Annotated in this window: 19 protein-coding genes; all 19 read right to left on the minus strand. The window is 30.3% G+C overall.

The genetic code is table 11. From position 1 onward, the window contains the following. The 19 genes from L8T90_RS02065 to L8T90_RS02155 all read right to left on the minus strand — a co-directional run bounded on the left by L8T90_RS02065 (position 1) and on the right by L8T90_RS02155 (position 19,491). On the minus strand, positions 1–1,209 hold the full coding sequence (locus L8T90_RS02065) for a hypothetical protein (protein ID WP_263736578.1): 1,209 nt from the start codon (positions 1,207–1,209) through the stop codon (positions 1–3). Beyond that, positions 1,187–1,597 carry a peroxide-responsive transcriptional repressor PerR gene (gene perR, locus L8T90_RS02070; protein WP_263663926.1) on the minus strand — a complete coding sequence of 137 codons (411 nt, stop codon included), beginning with the start codon at positions 1,595–1,597 and terminating at the stop codon, positions 1,187–1,189. The genes L8T90_RS02065 and perR overlap by 23 nt, the downstream gene beginning before the upstream one ends. A gap of 83 nt (positions 1,598–1,680) precedes the next feature. Next, positions 1,681–3,510 carry a 1-deoxy-D-xylulose-5-phosphate synthase gene (gene dxs / locus L8T90_RS02075; protein WP_263736579.1) on the minus strand — a complete coding sequence of 610 codons (1,830 nt, stop codon included), beginning with the start codon at positions 3,508–3,510 and terminating at the stop codon, positions 1,681–1,683. Beyond that, positions 3,507–4,325, minus strand: a complete 819-nt coding sequence (gene fliH, locus L8T90_RS02080; RefSeq protein ID WP_263736580.1) for a flagellar assembly protein FliH — start codon at positions 4,323–4,325, stop codon at positions 3,507–3,509. Before fliH ends, dxs begins: the two co-directional genes overlap by 4 nt. A gap of 4 nt (positions 4,326–4,329) precedes the next feature. Beyond that, positions 4,330–5,358 (minus strand): flagellar motor switch protein FliG, encoded by a 1,029-nt coding sequence (gene fliG / locus L8T90_RS02085; protein WP_012662055.1) that lies wholly within the window; start codon positions 5,356–5,358, stop codon positions 4,330–4,332. Continuing rightward, positions 5,358–7,043, minus strand: coding sequence for a flagellar basal-body MS-ring/collar protein FliF (gene fliF, locus L8T90_RS02090; protein ID WP_263736581.1), 1,686 nt, complete (start codon positions 7,041–7,043; stop codon positions 5,358–5,360). Before fliF ends, fliG begins: the two co-directional genes overlap by 1 nt. A gap of 14 nt (positions 7,044–7,057) precedes the next feature. Beyond that, a complete protein-coding gene (hisC, locus tag L8T90_RS02095; RefSeq protein WP_263736582.1) occupies positions 7,058–8,149 on the minus strand; it encodes a histidinol-phosphate transaminase in 1,092 nt (363 codons plus the stop codon). Beyond that, positions 8,139–9,212 carry a chorismate mutase / prephenate dehydratase gene (locus L8T90_RS02100; protein WP_039668829.1) on the minus strand — a complete coding sequence of 358 codons (1,074 nt, stop codon included), beginning with the start codon at positions 9,210–9,212 and terminating at the stop codon, positions 8,139–8,141. Before L8T90_RS02100 ends, hisC begins: the two co-directional genes overlap by 11 nt. After that, positions 9,209–9,970 (minus strand): HAD-IIA family hydrolase, encoded by a 762-nt coding sequence (locus L8T90_RS02105; protein WP_263736583.1) that lies wholly within the window; start codon positions 9,968–9,970, stop codon positions 9,209–9,211. Before L8T90_RS02105 ends, L8T90_RS02100 begins: the two co-directional genes overlap by 4 nt. A 1-nt stretch (position 9,971) precedes the next feature. Then, positions 9,972–11,177, minus strand: a complete 1,206-nt coding sequence (gene lysA, locus L8T90_RS02110; RefSeq protein ID WP_263736584.1) for a diaminopimelate decarboxylase — start codon at positions 11,175–11,177, stop codon at positions 9,972–9,974. Between the two features lie 17 nt (positions 11,178–11,194). Further along, on the minus strand, positions 11,195–12,256 hold the full coding sequence (locus L8T90_RS02115) for an LptF/LptG family permease (protein ID WP_263702333.1): 1,062 nt from the start codon (positions 12,254–12,256) through the stop codon (positions 11,195–11,197). A 3-nt stretch (positions 12,257–12,259) separates the two neighbouring features. Next, entirely contained in the window at positions 12,260–12,799 is a 540-nt protein-coding gene (gene pth, locus L8T90_RS02120; RefSeq protein ID WP_263736585.1) for an aminoacyl-tRNA hydrolase, read from the minus strand. Position 12,800: 1 nt separating this feature from the next. Beyond that, the gene (locus L8T90_RS02125) at positions 12,801–13,337 is read right to left on the minus strand and encodes a 50S ribosomal protein L25/general stress protein Ctc (protein WP_133319540.1); all 537 of its coding nucleotides are present in this window, start codon (positions 13,335–13,337) and stop codon (positions 12,801–12,803) included. Between the two features lie 46 nt (positions 13,338–13,383). Continuing rightward, complete coding sequence (locus tag L8T90_RS02130) at positions 13,384–14,355, minus strand: transaldolase (RefSeq protein WP_263736586.1); 972 nt, start codon at positions 14,353–14,355, stop codon at positions 13,384–13,386. Further along, a complete protein-coding gene (gene serB / locus L8T90_RS02135) occupies positions 14,352–14,978 on the minus strand; it encodes a phosphoserine phosphatase SerB (RefSeq protein WP_263679481.1) in 627 nt (208 codons plus the stop codon). Before serB ends, L8T90_RS02130 begins: the two co-directional genes overlap by 4 nt. Continuing rightward, positions 14,978–15,496, minus strand: a complete 519-nt coding sequence (locus tag L8T90_RS02140) for a chemotaxis protein CheW (RefSeq protein ID WP_039668837.1) — start codon at positions 15,494–15,496, stop codon at positions 14,978–14,980. The genes serB and L8T90_RS02140 overlap by 1 nt, the downstream gene beginning before the upstream one ends. 4 nt (positions 15,497–15,500) lie before the next feature. Further along, positions 15,501–17,807, minus strand: coding sequence for a chemotaxis protein CheW (locus L8T90_RS02145; protein WP_263663914.1), 2,307 nt, complete (start codon positions 17,805–17,807; stop codon positions 15,501–15,503). A gap of 2 nt (positions 17,808–17,809) precedes the next feature. Then, positions 17,810–18,763 (minus strand): chemotaxis protein, encoded by a 954-nt coding sequence (locus L8T90_RS02150; protein WP_263663913.1) that lies wholly within the window; start codon positions 18,761–18,763, stop codon positions 17,810–17,812. Then, positions 18,763–19,491, minus strand: coding sequence for a UDP-2,3-diacylglucosamine diphosphatase (locus L8T90_RS02155; protein ID WP_263736587.1), 729 nt, complete (start codon positions 19,489–19,491; stop codon positions 18,763–18,765). Before L8T90_RS02155 ends, L8T90_RS02150 begins: the two co-directional genes overlap by 1 nt. Between the last annotated feature and the right edge of the window lie 2 nt (positions 19,492–19,493).

Raw genomic sequence — 19,493 nt, forward strand, 5'->3', positions numbered from 1 at the left:
CTAACTATATATTTTTAATTTTTTGATGCTTTTTTCAATTTGTTTTATCATATTTTCATCATAAGAATTTTGGTCTAAATGATTATGTTTAAAATAATTTTTCGACTTTTTAATGCTTTTTTCTTCAAACATAGTTGCAAAATAGCATAATAAAAATTTTATTTTTTCTAATTCTTCTTCAAGATTTGTTTGAGATTTTACAATTTTTTTCTTTAAAAAAACTAATTCTTTTCTTAGTTTAAAAGCTATTAAAGACTTTAAAATTTGATTTTTTCCTTGATAAAATTCATAATCATTTTTTAAAATAAAATCCATATCAAGAAAAATATCATTAATTTTTTCATCGCTTAAAATAAAAATATATTTTTCTAGTTCAAACTCATGGTATTTTTTCATATTAATTTGATTTATCAAAAATGAAAATTGTTGTTTTAGCTTATTTTGAATATTTTTTTCAAAAAGAGTATCAAAAACATCAAGACAAAAACAAATTTGCTTAAGGCTTATAAAACATTGTTCCAAGTTTTTTTCACTTGAATTTTTTAAAAAATTTAATCTGTCATTTTTTAAGTTTTTTAAAAGAACGAAAAGTAAAATTTTACCAGCTGAAAAACTTTGAATTTGATTTGGAAAATGCAAGTTAATATCTTTTTGTTTATCTAAAATTTTAATACATCTAGCACTATCAAAAACTTTAGAAAGATCCCCATATAATGCTAAATTTTTACTATAAAAATTCTCATCATCTGTAATTTCTTTATAATTTTTAAAAAAATGAGGTAAATCAAACCGCTTTACTTCTTCAACGGTGGAAAAAATCACTTTTAAAATGACCAAATTTTTTAAATTGTTTTTAAATTTATAAAGGAAAAATTGGGTATTATCAAGCTCAAAACTAATTCTTGTTTTTTTTATTATATTGGTTATAGCATTTTTACTTTTTTGATGTTTAAATTCTTTTTTAGATATTTTATGAGTTTTTTTATCTAAAATATCATGTAATTTATAAAATGTAAATTGATAATAATCCTGATTTATTTTTTTATATTTGATATCACAAAAAGGATTTATACGTGTAAAAAATACACGTATTTTATCCTTAGAATAAGCAAGTTTTTCTTCTTTTAAAATTTTGATAAAATCATCGTTTTCAATTAAAAAGCGTCTTTGTACTTCACAAATCATTTTACTTGCAAAATTTACAACCATTCACATAAGCAAACACGCCAAGATAATCAATAATATTACCAATCTTTTTCTCAAGATCTTCTTGGTATTTATTAATCCCACTATCTTCATAGCGCACATCTTCTATGTGATTGCATTTACTACAAATTACATGAATATGTGGATATTCATAAATGTCATAACAAGTTTTTTGATTTGGAGTATTAATTTCTACTACCAAACCTTGTTCTTTTAAGGTATTTAAATTTTTATATACCGTAGCTAATGAGATAGAAGGATATTCTTCTTTAATACTTTCATACAAAGATTCTATATTAGGATGCTCGTGGCGTTTTAAAATTTTTAAAATACAAAGTCTTTGTGGAGTAGCTTTTAAATCACAGTTTTTAAGCATTTGAATAAGTTCCATAGTCTATTCTCCAAATATTTTTACTTATAGTATAACTCTTTTTTTATAAAAAAATGATTATATTAAAAGATATTTTTTATCTTTTAATAAATTTTAATTTTTTGACACAATGAATCAATATCAAGCTCTAAAAATTTTTCCACTTCACTTGTTTTGCCATGGGCTATAAATTGATCTTCAAATTCAAAACTTACTAGTTTTATATGATAAAGATTTTCTTTTTGTAAAAAATTTGCAATCAAACTTCCCACTCCACCTATTTTAGCACTATCTGAAAAAACAAACCAAGTTTTTGTATCTTTTACCAACTCTTTTAAAAGCTCTTCATCTAAAGGCTTTGCAAAAATCAAATCTATTAAGCTCGCATAATCTAATCCAAGTTTATCTAAAGCTAGTTTTGCCTTAGCCACACCTTGACCAAAACCTAAAAATACTTTATCGCTTTGTACTTTAGATAAAATTTGAGCTTTAGCAAGTTTTATCTCACATGGATTAAAATCATCATTTAATAAAAAATTACCCCTAGGATAGCGAAAAGCAAAAACGCCTTGATGAAAATATGCATATTCCATAATATTTTCCATCATAGCCTCATCTCTTGGAGCTGCTAGAGTAATATTTGGTATAGCACTTAAAAAGCTAATATCAAAAACACCCTGATGAGTTTCTCCATCTTCTCCTACAATTCCTGCTCTATCCATAGCTATAACTACATTTAAATTCATAATAGCACAATCATGAATTACTTGATCATAAGCTCTTTGCATAAAAGTACTATAAATTGCTATAAAAGGTTTAAAACCTTCTTTTGCCATAGCCGCCATAGAAGTAACTGCATGTTGTTCTGCAATTGCGACATCCCAAAAACGTTCAGGATATTTCTCTATTAATTTATCAAGTCCAGTACCACTTGGCATAGCAGCAGTTACACCCACTATATTTTCATATTTTTGAGCTAAATTCAACAGGGTATTTGAAAAAATTTCTGTGGCGCTTTTTTTACTTATATTTGCCTTTAAACTCTCCCCGCTACTTCTATCAAAAGCACCTACTCCATGCCATTTAGCATTTTTTCCCTCGGCTAATGTATAACCCTTGCCTTTGATAGTTTGCGCATGTACAACGCAAGGTTTTTTCATAGCTTTTGCTTGATTGAGCGCATTAATAACCTCATTTAAATTATGTCCATCAATGGGACCAATATACTCAAGCCCTAATTCCTCAAACAAAAGTCCAGGTGTGATAAGCCTTAAACCCTCTTCAAAACGCTTTGCCATATAAGAAGCGCCTTGAGGAAAGTATTCTAAAAGATTTTCTATGCGTTTTTTAAATTTTTGATAAAACTGCGTTGCCATTGCTTGAGAAAGGTATTTTGAAATAGCTCCAATTGGCCTTGATATACTCATTTCATTATCATTTAAAATGATTACACAAGGGTATTCTCTATCACCAAGTTCATTTAAAGCTTCATAAGCCATACCCGCACTTAGCGCTCCATCACCTATTAATACAACAGGCAAACGATCTTCATCTTTTAATCTTATAGCCTTGCAAGCTCCAACTGCTAAAGATATAGAAGTGCTTGAATGTCCTGCTACAAAATAATCTCCCTCATCAGGCTTTGTATAACCACTTAAACCATTAAATTGCCTTAGAGTATGAAAATTATTTATTTTACCACTTAAAAGCTTATGTGGATAAGATTGATGTGAAACATCAAAAATAAAAGGATCTTTTTTTACATCAAAAACATAATGCATAGCTATACTAAGCTCAACTACACCCAAATTTGAACTTAAATGTCCACCATTTTTACTCACTGTGTCTATAATAACTTCACGCAAATTGTTAGCTAAATTTTCTAACTCTTTAATTTGCATATTTTTAATATTTAAGTTATTTAAGTCTATCATTCATTAACCATATTTTTGATTTTTTGCAAACGATTATTAAGGTTTGATTCTATATTGCCTGCATCACTTAATATTAAAATACTCCCCTTATTAATCGCATCATCAAGACTAAATTTGATATTACTTTGTTCTTGTTCTAAATGTGATTTTACATATTCAAAATCATCAGGGCTAAGTTTTAATTCTATTTTAGTAGCATTTTTAAGCTCATTCATAAGCTCTTTTGCTAAATTTAATGCTATAAGTGAGGAATTTTCCTCAAGTTCTTTTGCAATCACTTCTTTTGCGATAATTACAGCTGTATCGGCTAATTCTTTTTCATTTTTAGATAAAAACTCATTTAAATTTTGCACTGTATTTTCAAGTTTTTCTACACTTTTTAAGTATTTTTCTTTTAAAGCCTCTAATTCACTTTCAAAATTTTTTTGAGCTTGCTCATAACCTTCTTTGGTAAATTTTTCTTTTGCATGTTCTAATTCTGTATTTAAGCGATTATTAAATTCAGCCTCTTGGCTTTCTATTTGCATTTGTAATTTAATAATATTTCCTGACATTTCATCAGTTTTTTTAAGCAAATCTTCTACAAAATCAGGTTGGATTTGTGGTTGTGAGACTTGTGGGGTAGTTTCTACTGTTTGATTTTCCACTGCTTGCTGAGTAGCATTTTGAGCCAGAGGAGTTTGATTTATAGTTTGAGTTTCTTCTTGTTTTTGCTCTTCATTAGAAGACATTTCACTCATAACTTTAAAATGATATCCCTCAACTACATGAGCAGAAATGTTTTCAGGTGAAATTACATTAGTTAATTTAGCCATAATCTTACTCTATCATCTCATCAGCCTCACCCACTTGGATAAGACCTTGTTCTGCAAGTTTTTGTACCACTTCTACAACTTTTCTTTGAGCCTCTTCAACATCTTTTACACGCACAGCACCCAAAAAGCCCATTTCTTCTACAAAAGCTTCAGCAGCACGCGTTGACATATTTGCCATAAATTTTTGTTTTAAATCCTCGCTTGCACCCTTTAAACCTATCATCAAATCACGTTTATCGGCAGCTTTTAAAACTTCTCTAATCGCATTAGTACTAAGCTGAGAAATATCATCAAAAGTAAACATTAAATCTTTAATGGTTGTAGCAAGTTTTTCATCACTTTGCTCAATATAAGAAAGTGTTGTTTTGGATGCTTTTTGACCCAAGCGATTAAGCACTTCAGCAACCGCTCTTGGACCACCCACTTCAACTTTATAAGAAGTAAGACTTTCAAGTTTACTTTCAAGCACCGCAGATACTCTTTTGATAATTGAAGGTGAAATATCCCCAAGATTTGCCATTCTTATTACAACCTCAGCCCTTAACTCATCGCTAAAATATTCCAAAGTTTCAGCAGCTTGAGTAGTATCCATATGAGCTAAAATCAAAGCTATAGTTTGCGGGTGTTCTTTAATGATAAAGTCAGCAAGCTGTTGTGGTTTGATTTGAGAAAGATAAGCAAAATTTTGATTATTTTCCATACTTTTGGTAAGTTTTTCCAAAATTTTATTGGCAATTTCAGGGCCAAAAGTTCTAAATAAAATTTCTTTTGCATATTCCAAACCGCCACTTTTTAGATATTGGTTTGATTGTAATAAAGTATAAAATTCCTCTAAAACTGCAGTAGCAACTGGTTTATCAACATTTTTTGCTAAAGCGATATAGCGAGAAATTTCAGTGATGACATTAATATCCATATGAGAAAATAAAACTGTCGTTACATCTTCTCCAAGTTGGATTAAAAAAATTGCGACCTTTTCGGGCATAGAAAGGTCATCATAGACCATTTTTTGTTCTTCACTAAGCTTTATCATCAGATATCCTTCTCACCAAATTCAGCTTCATTTTCAACAAGTTTTTGTAACAATAATGCTACTTCTTCACCTTTTTCATTAGCCACTGCTCTTAATTTTTCGAGCAAGACATCGTATTGAAGTGCATCTTCATCAAAATTATCCCCAAAGCCAAGTTGTTCTTCAACTTTCTTACGTGCTGCGTTGAATTTTTCAATAGCATCTTCAGCCTCATCAATGATTTGCCCGTCTTTTCCTTCCATCTCTTCTTCAAGCTTAATATCTGCAAGCATTTTTTGTGAAAATGGCACAATAACTTTTTTATAAAAGATGAAAAGTAAAATCGCAGCAAAGATATACTTAACAGGTGGGATAAATGGCTCAACAAATCTTGAATAGAAAGTTTGAACCTTATTTTCAACTTTAGCTGTTCTATGAAATTCCAAATTATTTACTTCAACCGCATCACCTCTAGCAAGATTAAAACCTATAGCGCCTTTAGTGAGATTTTCAATAGCTTGAATTTCTTTATCGCTCAAAGGAATATATTCATTAGTAATATTTCCCTGATCATCAGTAATTACTTTGTATTTTCCATCTACTACAACGGCCGCAGAAATTCTTTTAACGGTTGCAAATTGCTTAGTGGTATTGGTAATTTTTTTAGAAATTTCATTATTAGTTGTAGTTTGGTTTTTAGTATAAACCTCGCGTGCACCTTTATCATCTAAACCTTCTACAGGACCGATATTTGAAACAGCACCTGGCACACCTTGAATTTCTTTATCTTTATAGCCTTCTCTATGTTCTTCTAAAGTTTGCTCACTACGCACGACTGTGTTTGGATCATATACTTCACTTTGTGATTCTTCTTTAGAAAAATCATAATCAATACTAACCTTTGCCACTACTCTATCATAACCACCCGCAAATGGAGCAATAGAAGCAACAATTTTTTGCTCTAATTCATATTCTTGATCTCTTTTATATTTAATTTGAGCAGCAATTAAATCACTCTCAAAAGCACCCTCATCATCTAAAGGAATACCTTTTTGATCCATGATTTTTACATTTTCAGGAGTAAGTTTTGTCACTGAAGAAGCAATTAAGTTTTTAATCCCCATAATTTGCTTTTTATTAAGCTTTAAGCCTTCTTTTATCGTCAAAGCTACTGAAGCAGTTGGTGGGACTTGTTGTTGAGTAAAAAGTGTATCTTTAGCAAAAGCAATATGCACTGTGGCGCTATGAATAGGCTCTAAACTTTCAATCGTTCTGGCAAGTTCACCTTCTAATGCTCTTTGGTATTTTACCTTTTGCTCAGCTTCTGTTGCGCCAAATTCTTGTTTATCAAAAAGCTCAAAACCTACTTTATTATCTTTTGGCAATAACCCTGCAGAAGCAATAGCCAAACGCTGTTTATACACTTGTTCATTAGGTACTAAAATAGTTCCTTCATTGCGCAAAATATAAGGAACCCCGCTTTTTTCAAGTTGCGTTACTATCATCGCTGAATCACTAGTATTAGCATTTTCGAATAATACTGAATATCCAGCCTCACTAGCTACTGTAGAACCACTTCTAAAAAGGGTTAAAAATACTAAAAATCCAACTACAACAACAATAGAAGCAGCAATGATAATACGCTGTCTTAAACTTAAATTTTGATAAAGCTGACCTACTTGGTGCAGTATAGTTTTATAATCCATTTATTTCCTACAAACTAAAAATTTTTAGAAAACTCTTCAAAAAACCTTGAATTTTCATACTCTGTACCTATACTTATACGCACAGCATTTAAACCATAACTTTGTAAATTTCTTATTATTATACCGTTTTTAAGCAATTTTTCAGATAAATCTGTGCTATTTTTTTCATCAAAAAAATAAGTAATAAAATTTGTATAGCTTGGAATGTATCGAATTTTATAATTTTTAGCAAAATCTTCATAAAGTTTCATTTGCGAAAAATTATTTTCCAAAGTTTTTTGCACAAACTCATCATCATCTAACGCAGCAACAGCAGCTTTTAAACTCAAATTAGTCACATTAAAAGGTGCTCTTAATTTATAAAACGCATTGATAATTTCCTTGCAAGCTATACCATAACCTACTCTCATACCACCCAAACCATAAAGCTTAGAAAAGGTTCCTAGATATACTGTATTTTGAAATTTATGGATTAATTCCTTAGGGTTGATATGTTTTTTGCTATCTTTAAATGAAGCAAATTCATTATAAGCTCCATCAATGGCTACCAAACAATCCTCATCAATTTTTTCTAAAAACTCAAAAACCTCACTTGCGTCTAAACACTCACCTAAAGGATTATTAGGCAAGCATAAAAAAATTACTTTGATTTCATTTTTATGCTTTTGATATAACTCATACAACTCATTTAAATCATGGGTTAAGCTTGGGGTTTTATAAACCTTAACTCCTAGTTGTTTTGCATAAATTTCATACATAGCAAAGCTAACCCCACATTGTAAATAAGCCTTAGAATGATCAAGTTTTGCATGTACTATATATTCTATGATTTGATCACTCCCGCTACCTATGATGAGATTTTCTTTTAAAATATCATATTTTTGCGCTAAAGCTTGTTTTAAATCACTCATAGTATCATCAGGATACAAATGAGCTAAATGTGCATTATTTATAATGGCTTCTTTAGCTTTTTTGCTTGTACCATAAGGATTTTCATTACTCGCTAGTTTAATAACTTCTTTTAAACCATATTCTTTAGCAATTAAATCCATATCCTTGCCACTTTCATAAGTTTTAATAGCTTCTAAAAAAGGATTAAATTTCATTACTTTCTCCTGATAAATACGATCCAAGCCATTTTATATGATCAGCTTTTTTTAATACTCTTTGGACATTTTCATCATCAATATGTCCTTCAAAATCTATATAAAAACTATGTACAAATTCTCTTGTTTTTATAGGGCGTGATTCAAGTTTTGTTAAATTTATCCCCTCTTTTTTAAACTCATATAATAAATCACTAAGCCCACCTGGTTTATGTGCAGCAAGTGCTAAAATAGAAGTTTTACAATGAGGCATTTGAGGTATTTTTATATCACTTAAAATCAAAAACCTAGTGCGATTTGCCAAATTATCCTCAATCGTTTCAAATAATATAGGCACATTATAAAGTTTTGCTGCAATTTTAGAGCAAATCGCAGCTGAAGTAACATCTTGCGAAGCTAAGTAAGCTGCATGAGCTGTGGATTTACTTGCTACAAATTCCACTTCGCTTAAATCATGACTTTCTAAAAAATTTCTACATTGATTATAGCCTTGTGGATGAGAATATATGCGTTTAATATCTTTTAAATTTTCACTCATACTTACAAAAGAATGATGAATGTCCATATAAATTTCAGCAAAAATCTTTACATCTTCATATTTTCCAAGACAATCAAGCGTCACACCCACTGCACCTGCTGTATTATTTTCTATAGGTACTACTCCATATTTTGCTTCTTTGTGAGCTAATTCTTTAAAAACATCTTCTATATTTGCAAGTGGAGTATAACGACTCATAGCACCAAAACGCGTTCTTGCTACTTGATGCGTATAGCTTCCCTCAGGTCCTAAATAAGCTATGCTTTGGGGCATTTCTAAATTTCTTGATACAGCAAAAATTTCTTGATAAATTGCTTCGATTGCATTTTGATCTAATAAACCATGATTATAATTTTTAAGTCTATTTATAATAGCTCTTTCGCGCTCAGGTCTATAAATACTTCCACCTAAATTTTGCTTAATAACTCCTATATCTTTAACATGAAGCATTCTTTCATTAAGTAAAGCCAAAATTTTATCATCAATGGTATCGATTTTATTGCGTAATTTTTCTATCTCTTTCATTTAAACCTCGATATGTAGTAATCCTTAATACTATCATATACAAAATTAAGTTTAGTTGTATCAAGACCTTGAGTGTTAGAAATTTTACCGCTTAAAACTAAGGCTGTTTGCATGCCAAGCTCATAAGCACCAAGCAAATCGCCTTTAAAATCATCACTAATGATTAAAGTCTTTTCAAAACTTACATTACAATCTTGTTGTTTTAATAAATTTAAAGCACTTTCATAAAAAGCCTTACTAGGTTTTCCTATCACTTTATAATCAAACTCGCATGCATTTTTAAGCATAGACATAATACTTCCAACGCCTGGATAAAGCCTTGAATTTTTCTTATAAATACTACTTTCATGCATTGCTATAGCTTGCACACCATTTTTAAGATACTCTATCATACTAGCAAAATCTTGAAATTTAAAATCATCATAACTTGCCACCAAGAATGCTTTTGGATCTTTATAATCAAGCTCATAACCTAACTCTTGAAGTGAATCTAAAAATTCTTTTGCTCCAAAAGCTGCTATTTTACAAGGTTTTAAATGATCTTTTAAAACACAAAAAGGATCGATATAAACTTTTTCATTAATTTCAAAACCCAAATTTTGCAAATAATTTAAAAAATCTAATTTTTTGGTATTATTGGTAATAATCACATAAGGAATTTTTTCTTTATTTAAAGATTTAATGAGTTCTAAAGCACCATTTATAGGACTTTTATCATAATCTGAAATCAAAGTTCCTTGCACATCTAAAAACAACATTTCAATCCTTTAAAAAATCAAGCTCTAATGCAATTTGATCCTCATAACTTTCTCTTTTTCTAATCATTCTTACCTTACCATTTTCACAAGCTAGCTCACATACTCTATTGCGAGTATTATAATTACTACTCATGCTAAAACCATACGCACCTGCGCTTTTAACTATGATCAAATCTCCTGCTTTTGTTTTAGCTAGTTTTCTATCTTTAGCTAAAAAATCTCCACTTTCACAAACCCCGCCAACAATATCACAAAGGCTTTCTTCTTTATTTTCGCTCAAAAGCTTGATTTCATGATAAGCACTATATAAACTTGGACGCAATAAATCATTCATCGCCCCATCAACAACCACAAAACGCTTTTTATCATTAAATTTTTCATATAAAACTTTAGTAACAAACTCACCTGCATTTGCCACTAAAAATCTACCAGGTTCCATACCTATACACACATCAAGACCTTGTAAACTTGCTAAAATTCCTTGAGCATAATCATATAAATTTGGCTCTTGTTCATCTTTATAACAAACTCCTAAACCCCCACCTATATCAAAGAATTTAATATTAATTTTCAAAGCTAAAAGTTCTTTTACTAATTTTGCAACAATCGCTGAAGCTTCATGAATACTACTTATATCAAGAATTTGAGAGCCTATATGAAAATGCACTCCAACTGGCTCTAAAAATTGTGAGTTTTTAGCATAAAGATACATTTTTTTAGCACTTTCTATATCTACACCAAATTTATTTTCATGCAAACCTGTAGAAATATAAGGATGTGTTTTAGCATCTACATTTGGATTTACTCTTATGCTTATACGGGCTATCTTTTGATTTTCTTTAGCAATTTGTTCTAAAAGAAGCATTTCTTCATAGCTTTCTAAATTTACATAAAGTATGTTTTGTTCTAAAGCATATTTTAACTCATCAGCACTTTTACCTACCCCGCTAAAAATAATTTTATAATTTTTAGCTCCTGCTTTTAAAGCTCTATAAATCTCGCCTGCGCTAACACAATCAAACCCACTATCTAAAGAAGCTAAAAGTTTTAAAACACTTAAATTAGAATTTGCTTTAACTGCATAAAAAATTTGTGATTTTCTTGCTTTAAATGCATCTTTTAACATTATAAAGCGTTCTTTGATTTTATCAAAATCATAAATATAAAATGGTGTGCTGTATTCTTTTGCTAGTTTTAAATAATCCATAAAAACCTCACTTGTAGTTATTTGTGTTTAAAATAATAAAAACTTCCTATACTCATTAAAATAAATACTGGCAGCATTATACCAAGCTCTGGAAGTAAAATTTCATTTTCACTCAATCTTGTTAATAAAAACAATAAACCCCAAACTAAAAGTATGCACACAAAAAACACAAAAGCTAAAAGTGCGAGATTAAAAAATCTTGCTGTTAAAGGGAAATAATAATACACAATAAGCATTAAAAATGGCGCAAAAAATGGTGTAAGAACCAAAGAATACAAGCTTGTTCTAAGTGTATTAGTAGAAATATTTTGTTTTGCAAAAATTGCCATACTTTCTAGCGCGTCTAAAATAGAATAAGAAGGATTGCTCTCTACTAAAGAAATTCTTTCTAAAATTTTTGGAGAAAAGTCTTCTAAACCTTTAATATTTTTAAATTCTTCTATACTTAAACCCTCTTTTGAAACAATCAAATTTTGTGGTACATTAGTAGCTTTAGCATCATTTAAATCCCAAGAATCTCCATTAAATTTAGCAGTTTTTGCATGGATTATGCTTTGAATGTCTAAATTTTTTACATCAAAGATTTTTACATTATATAGGGTTTGAGAACTTGTTTTTTGTATATAAATAAATTTATCATTATATTTAATCAAAACTTCCCCACCCTCTCTATCTACAACGCCACGCTTAAGAATATTACTTTTATATTCATCTGCATAAGCAAAGGAGCTAAAATTAAGTCCAACATAAACACAACAAAAAAACATAGCCCATAAAAAAGGATAAAAAATCACTTGATTTTTACTTAAACCCAAAGCATATAAGCTAACAAATTCATTCGAGCGTATCATATTAAAAATACATAAAACCAAAGCAAGGACTATAGCTAAAGGTAGTATATAAGAAGCCGCTGAGCATGTTAAGAAAAATATATATAAAAGCTCTAAATTTGCACTTTTTGGTAGCCTATTGAAATTGAGCAAAAAATCAATCGCTACAAAGAAAAAAGTCAAAGAAAAAAATAAAATAAAAAATGATTTTAAATACAAAGATGAAATATAGCGAAAAAATATACTCATCGTTTAACTTTTTAAAGAATATTTTGAAGCGATTTTTTCTATATCAGAATTTAAAAGCTCAAATAAGGCTTTTTTACTATGTTCTAAAACCTTAGTTAAACTTTCTTGCTCTTCTTGTTTAAATTTCCCCAAAACATGAGAAATTACATCTTGTCCTTTTCCTACTCCTATACGTACTCTCTCATAAGCATTACCACAAAGATTATCTATACTTTTAAGTCCATTATGCCCACCACTTGATCCACCTATTTTAAATTTCAAAGCACCTAAATTTAAATCTATATCATCATGGATTACAATAATTCTATCGCATTTATAGTATTCACTAACAGCTTTTACGCTTTCTCCGGATAAATTCATATAAGTGGAAGGTTTTAAAAAAAGAGTAGAAGAGCTTTTAAAAAGCTCTCCTTTAAATTTAGTATTTGAAAGCTTTGTTGTTTGCAAGTCTTTCAAAATTAAGTCAATTAGCATAAACCCTACATTATGACGGGTTTGGGCGTATTGTTCTCCTATATTACCAAGTCCTACGACTAAGGTCATTTTATCTTGCTTTTTCTACGCCAACTACAGCTACTCTATCAGCATCAACCATAGTTACACCCTCGGGTACAACTACATCGCGGATTAAAAGTGCATCACCAACATCAAGTTTGGTTACATCTAATTCAAAATAATTTGGTAAGTTTTCAGCTGCACATTTTACTTTTAATCTTCTTTTTGATTGGATTAAAACACCTTTATTTTTAAGACCCATAGCTGTTCCTACGATTTTTACAGGAACCATATATTTAGAAATAACACCTTTTTGTGCTACTTTTAAATCTACGTGTTTTAATTCTGCAGTTACAGGATCTTTTTGATAATCAACTACCACAACATTTAATACTTTATCTGCTACTTTTACATCAAAAGCTAAAGTAGTTTTTTTGCGTACTTCTTTAATAAATTCATTTACTTTAAAAGCAGCATTGATGTTTTCTAATCCTTTTCCGTAGATGTTTGCGATTAGATAACCATCTCTTTTTAAAGCTTTAGCAGCTTTTCTACCGATACTCTCTCTAACGATACCTTCTAACATCTGTTTCCTTTCTAAAAAAATAAACGCTAATTATAGCTAAATAAGTTTATAAAGATTTTAAAATATCTTCATAAGCTATGCAAAATTGCTCTAAACCATCATCAAGCAAATCTTTACAAGCTTTACTTAAAGCATTTTTTGAAATATTTGCATTCAATTTTTTCTCTATACACTCATCTTTTAAAGGCTCTTTAAATACGATTTGCTTACCTTTAAAAGCCTTAATAGCATCTAGTGGTGCAGTATTAATAGCTTTATCATAGAGTAATTCTTTAATATAATAATCTTTTTCTAAATCATCACCTTTAACACCCGTACTTGCAAATAAAGCTCTAATATTTGCTTCATTTTGTTTAATGATATAATTATAAGCCTTTGTTGCAGTAAGAATTCCTATATAATTTTTATCTAAAACTTGATTATTTAATAATCTATCAAAACGGCTTACAAAAATACTAATAACAGCTTGAGGTTCTTTTTTGGCTGCGGTATTATTTTTTCTAAATTCTTTTAAACCTAAATTTAAAGCTTCAAAACATTTTTTAGTTTGCTCAAAATCAAAAATCAAAGTAGCATTTACACTAATACCATTTTTCATTAATTCTTGCATTACTTCATAAGAAGCTTCTGTTGCAGGAATTTTCATCATCACATTTTCTTTTGCAATTTGCGTGTATAATCTTTTTGCCTCAGCCAAAGATAAGCTAGTATTATCTTTTAATCTTGGGTCAATTTCAATACTAATAAAACCATCATTATTTTCATAATAATTAATAGCTAATTTATCTGCAGCCTTAGCAATATCTTCTACCGCAAGATACTCATATAAGGCTTTTTTATCTTTGAGATTTGATTTTTTGATTTTTTCTTTATAAACAGCTGAGTTCAAAATCGCATTTTTAAAAATAGCAGGATTTGAAGTAGCACCATTGATTGTTCTTGAGTATATTAAATCCAAAAATTCATGATCTAAAAATTCATTTTCTATAAAATCACACCATAGTGAAAATTTTTTCATTGTATTACCTTTATTATTTCTTTTAAATCTTTTTTATCTATACAAATATCTGCATGAGATCTTAAAATTTCTTTGGCACAAAAAGCTATTTTTAATCCACATTCTTTAAACATAGAAATATCATTAGCTCCATCGCCCACACACATAATTTCTTCTGTTTTTAAATTTAAAAATTTCTTAAGTCTTTGTAGTATAATACCTTTTGAGTTGTTAAACATAATTTCTCCACCAACTTTTCCCGTTAAAACACCATTTTTACTATGCAAAAAGTTAGCAAAACCAAAATCAAAATGAAGTTTATTTTGTATTAAGTCAATTCCCTCATGAAATCCACCACTAAAAACAATAATTTTTATATTTTTATTTTTTAAATACTCGCATAATTCTTTAGCGCCATTCATCAAAGGTAAATTTTCACAGCACTTTCTTACTTGATCAACTGGCATTCCCTCAAGCAAGGCTACTCTAGCACTTAAGCTTTCAAAAAAATCAAGCTCACCATTCATTGCTTTATCGGTGATACTTTTAACAGCATCACCGACATTATACTCTTGTGCTAAAATGTCGATGGTTTCTCCATCCATTAGCGTAGAGTCAAAGTCAAAGGCACAAAGCTTTATCATTAAAACTCACGCTTTAATAAAGCTTCGGCTTTTAATATAGTTAAAATATTTTCCTCTCTTTTACCTATACCAAAAATCATACCTTTTTCTTTTAGTAAAGTTTCAGGTGGCGGATCAATTCTGCTTCTGTGAATTTTGATAGCCTCTGTTAATCTATCTATCACAAAACCCGCATTACCTGCAGGAGTTTGATTTCCATTTGCTACGCCTTTTAAAACAATATATCTAGTTTGAGGTGTCATTTTAGAACTACCTTGATTAAATCTTTTTGCAAGATCTATCAAAGGCATAACATTACCCCTCATATTAAACACACCTAAAACATAATCAGGTACACTTGGAACCCTAGTATATTCTATAGGTTTAATAATTTCTTGAATATTAAGAATAGGAATAGCATATTCCTCATCTCCTACCACAAAACCAACAAGCTGAATAATATCCTCTTCTTTATCCACATCTGGTTCTGCAATTTGCGCTTGTTGTTTTTGCAAAACCTGGCTTAATTTATCATTCATCTTCTTATCCTAGTTTTAAATTTTTTCTAACTACATTTTCTAAGTACTCTGGAGAGTAAGGCTTAGTAATATACTCAGTCATTCCTACTTCCACACCTCTTAGACGGTCTGATTTACTAGTTCTTGAAGTTACCGCAACAAGTGGAAGGTTTTTGTATTTAGAATATTTTCTAATTTCACCTGCTAGGGTATAACCATCCATTCTTGGCATTTCAATATCAATCAGCACTGCATCAATATCATGCTCACCTGATTTAATTGTATTTAATGCCTCAACACCGTTAGTTGCTTCTATAATACTCACACCTAGTGGTTCTAGTGATTTTTGCATGATATTTCTATCCATCTTAGAATCATCCACTATAAGTACTGTATAATCACTTGGTTTTTCTTTCACAACTTTTTTAGCTTGCGCTTCAATTTGTGCTTTAATATCTACTTTGATCTCTTTAGCTATATCCATCATAGCAGCAACATCAATAATCAAAGTAACTCTACCATCACCACGAATCGTCGCTCCTGCTATACCTTGGATGTTTTGTAAATATTCACCCATAGACTTAATAACGATTTCTTCTTGACCTACTAAAGTATCTACTATAATACCAAGCTTACTTTCTGCTACACCTATAACAACTACATAAGTTTGATCAGTATTTTCAAGCACTTGTTTTACACCAAATACATCTGAAAGTCTTACTAAAGATAAAACCTCATCTCTTAAGCGAAGTACGTTTTTACCTTCAATGGTATAAATATCATCAATTGGCACCCTAACTGTCTCAAGAACACTTGCAAGAGGAATAGCATAAAACTCTTCTTGTGTACCTACAAGCAATGATTGAATAATTGCTAAAGTAAGTGGGATTTTAAGCTTCATCACAGTGCCTTTACCAAGTTCACTGTCAATCTCAATCACACCATTTAGTTTTTCAATATTAGTTTTAACAACGTCCATTCCAACGCCACGACCTGAAACATTAGTAATTTTAGCAGCAGTTGAAAAACCTGGTTTGAAAATCAATGCAAACGCTTCTTTATCGCTCATTTGATCAGCTTCGCGCTCTGTGATTAAGTTTTTCTCTATAGCTTTTGATTTTAAAGCATCCGCATCAAGTCCTTTACCATCATCAGCAATTTCCACTACAATGTGGTTTCCTTCATTGTATGCTTTAAGATTAACGGTTCCTTTTTCTGGTTTACCATTAGCCACACGTGTTGCTGGATCTTCTATACCATGATCACACGAGTTTCTAATCATATGCATAATAGGATCGCCAATTTCTTCCACAATAGACTTATCAAGTTCAGTTTCTTCCCCTGAAATTTCAAGCTCCATTTGCTTGCCAAGTTCACGACCCAAATCACGTACAACTCTTGGGAATTTGTTGAAAACTTTTGCAATAGGCTGCATTCTTGTTTTCATAACTGCTAATTGAATATCTGTAGTAACAATGCTAAGTTGCGATACTACTTGGTTTAATTCTTCTAAGAATTTTTCCCCATCATATCTTTCTTCAACATCATCATAAATTTTTAATAAGCGGTTTTTACCAAGAACAAGCTCGCCAATTAAGTTCATCAAATGATCAAGTCTTTTTACTTCAACTCTAATGGTTTGATCCATATTTGCACCACTGCTTCCACCACCTGCTGCAGGAACTTTTTTCTCAGCAGTTGCATTTTGTGCTTGAGCGGCTGGTTTACTTGGAGCTGGATTAGCTTCTTGTGTTTTTTTCTTTTCAGCACGTCTTGCTTGGTCTTCAGCTTTTCTTACTTTTAAAAGTCTTTCAATTTCAGCCTCAACCTCATCATCGCTGAGTTTATTTACATCAACTTCAGGTTCTTCAGCCTTTGGCTCTTCTTTTACTTCTTCTTTTGGCTCTTCAGTTTTAGCCGGTGCAACAGACTCTAAACTTTCACCCTCTGAAATAGCGGTTAATCTTGTACAAATTGGAGCTATATCAAGTCCTATTGCTGTATCATTTCCATTATCTCTAATAGAATTTAATAAGGTTTTCATCATATCAATAGACTCTAAAACCACATCCATTACTTCAGGAGTAATTTTAAGCTCATTGTGTCTTGCTTTATTTAAAACATCTTCCATGTGATGAGTAAGTTTTGTTAAAACATCAAAATTTAAAAAGCTTGATGAACCTTTAACAGTATGTGCAACACGGAAAATTCTATTTAATAGTTCTAAGTCTTCAGGATTTGCTTCTAATTCAACCAAATCATGGTCAATTTGCTCAACTAGTTCAAAGGCTTCAACTAAAAAATCCTCAAGTATTTCTTGAATATCTTCCATTTTTACTCCTCACCTTTTTCATGTTTTTTAATAACACGAGAAATTTCAGCAAAGAAATCACTTGCGTTAAATTTAACCAAATACCCCTCACCACCTGCTTCTTTAACACCTTTATCACTCATAAACTCATTTGATAAAGAAGAGTTAAACACGATAGGAATATTTTTAAATCTCTCATCTTCTCTTACTTTAGCTGCAAAGTGAAAACCATCCATTTGAGGCATTTCAACATCACTTACGATGATTTTTAGATGTTTATTTAAATCATCACCATATGCCCCATATAGTTCTTGAAGTTTTTGTAAACCTTCAACACCATCTTTTGCTTCTACAACTTTTAAGCCGATTTTATTAAGTAAATCTTTAACAAGTTTTCTTGCAGTAGAACTATCATCAAGTGCTAAAGCTATACCCTCAATTTTTTGAATCTTATCATCTTCAATATCAGTTTGTGGAGTATAAATTCCAAGCTCTTGCACTATACTTTCTAAATCTAGGATAAGCAAAACCTCATCACCCTCAATTCTAGTTACACCTGTTATTTTGCTTTTATCCAAACTACCTGCACTTGTAGCAAAATTAGCTGGCTCGATATTTTTCCAATTAATTCTACGAATTCTTTTTGCCTCATGTACGATAAAACCGATTAATACATTACTAAATTCAGTAATAATAACTCTAGGTTTTATATTTGTCATTTCTGGCTCTTGAATTTGCATCCATTTAGCTAGATTAATCACAGGAATCACCACACCACGAAGATCAAAAATACCTTCAACATACTCAGGCACCCCTGGAATTTCAGTCAAAAAAGGAATTTTTATGATTTCTCTAACCTTAGAAACATTTACACCATAAATTCCCTCATAGACTTTATCTTGGCCTTGCTTAAAGATGCGAAAATCAACAAGCTCCATTTCATTTGAACCTGTTTTAACGACATTCTCATCAAACATTATGCCTCCTTAAGTTCTATTTTGTGAAATCTGATTTCTGGTTCATATTTTACTACAAAAAAACTTTCCTTGTATGCAAAAGTAGGTAAATTTAAATATTTTGTATCCTCAAATTCTAAAAATACATCTTGATGATAATGTCCTTCTATTATAAATTTTACATTGTAGTGCTTTATACGCTCTTTTACTAAAGTAGCAAATTGAGGAATTTTTCTAAGAAGTTGTTTTTTATTTTGATTTTTTAAAATTTTTTGAGTAATTTTTTCTTTACTAGTAACATTTAAAAAATTTAAAAAAAGTAGTAGATAATGATTTCTCAAACTTTTTAAGCAAAATTGCAAAAAAGGTTTTAAAAAAATATCCCCATGGGCTAATTCTACTAAGGTTTTATCTTGAAATTCGCAAAGCAAAGGCTGTTGTTTTATATTAAAAACCTTCACTTTTTTAAAAAATTTAGCTAAATTAAAATCATGATTACCTTCTAAATAAATGATTTCAATCTCATCAGCAAGCTCTTCAAGTAAGGCTATATAAGCTTTTGCAAAATCATGCGTGGCTTTTACTTCATAAATTAAAAGATCAAATATGTCGCCCATTAAAAAAAGCTGTGGGGCTTGAATTTTTTTATTTTTTAAGGCTTGTAAAAAATCCCAAAAACCACGCCTATTCTCATTTTCATGCACATCAGCAATGAAAATAGCATTTTCTTTTATAATTATTTTTTGCAAAA

Source organism: Campylobacter sp. RKI_CA19_01121, assembly GCF_025771295.1.
GTDB lineage: Bacteria > Campylobacterota > Campylobacteria > Campylobacterales > Campylobacteraceae > Campylobacter_D.

Excerpts from the sequence above, each read along its gene's own strand:
- L8T90_RS02150 (WP_263663913.1), bottom strand. The coding sequence starts at position 18,763 with ATGTTTGATGAGAATGTCGTTAAAACAGGTTCAAATGAAATGGAGCTT.
- hisC (WP_263736582.1), bottom strand. The coding sequence starts at position 8,149 with ATGAAATTTAATCCTTTTTTAGAAGCTATTAAAACTTATGAAAGTGGC.
- fliH (WP_263736580.1), bottom strand. The coding sequence starts at position 4,325 with ATGGCTAAATTAACTAATGTAATTTCACCTGAAAACATTTCTGCTCAT.
- L8T90_RS02130 (WP_263736586.1), bottom strand. The coding sequence starts at position 14,355 with ATGAAAAAATTTTCACTATGGTGTGATTTTATAGAAAATGAATTTTTA.
- L8T90_RS02140 (WP_039668837.1), bottom strand. The coding sequence starts at position 15,496 with ATGAATGATAAATTAAGCCAGGTTTTGCAAAAACAACAAGCGCAAATT.
- fliG (WP_012662055.1), bottom strand. The coding sequence starts at position 5,358 with ATGATAAAGCTTAGTGAAGAACAAAAAATGGTCTATGATGACCTTTCT.
- fliF (WP_263736581.1), bottom strand. The coding sequence starts at position 7,043 with ATGGATTATAAAACTATACTGCACCAAGTAGGTCAGCTTTATCAAAAT.
- L8T90_RS02125 (WP_133319540.1), bottom strand. The coding sequence starts at position 13,337 with ATGTTAGAAGGTATCGTTAGAGAGAGTATCGGTAGAAAAGCTGCTAAA.
- L8T90_RS02145 (WP_263663914.1), bottom strand. The coding sequence starts at position 17,807 with ATGGAAGATATTCAAGAAATACTTGAGGATTTTTTAGTTGAAGCCTTT.
- L8T90_RS02065 (WP_263736578.1), bottom strand. The coding sequence starts at position 1,209 with ATGGTTGTAAATTTTGCAAGTAAAATGATTTGTGAAGTACAAAGACGC.
- serB (WP_263679481.1), bottom strand. The coding sequence starts at position 14,978 with ATGATAAAGCTTTGTGCCTTTGACTTTGACTCTACGCTAATGGATGGA.
- pth (WP_263736585.1), bottom strand. The coding sequence starts at position 12,799 with ATGACCTTAGTCGTAGGACTTGGTAATATAGGAGAACAATACGCCCAA.
- dxs (WP_263736579.1), bottom strand. The coding sequence starts at position 3,510 with ATGATAGACTTAAATAACTTAAATATTAAAAATATGCAAATTAAAGAG.
- L8T90_RS02105 (WP_263736583.1), bottom strand. The coding sequence starts at position 9,970 with ATGTTGTTTTTAGATGTGCAAGGAACTTTGATTTCAGATTATGATAAA.
- L8T90_RS02100 (WP_039668829.1), bottom strand. The coding sequence starts at position 9,212 with ATGAAAGAGATAGAAAAATTACGCAATAAAATCGATACCATTGATGAT.
- L8T90_RS02115 (WP_263702333.1), bottom strand. The coding sequence starts at position 12,256 with ATGAGTATATTTTTTCGCTATATTTCATCTTTGTATTTAAAATCATTT.
- lysA (WP_263736584.1), bottom strand. The coding sequence starts at position 11,177 with ATGGATTATTTAAAACTAGCAAAAGAATACAGCACACCATTTTATATT.
- perR (WP_263663926.1), bottom strand. The coding sequence starts at position 1,597 with ATGGAACTTATTCAAATGCTTAAAAACTGTGATTTAAAAGCTACTCCA.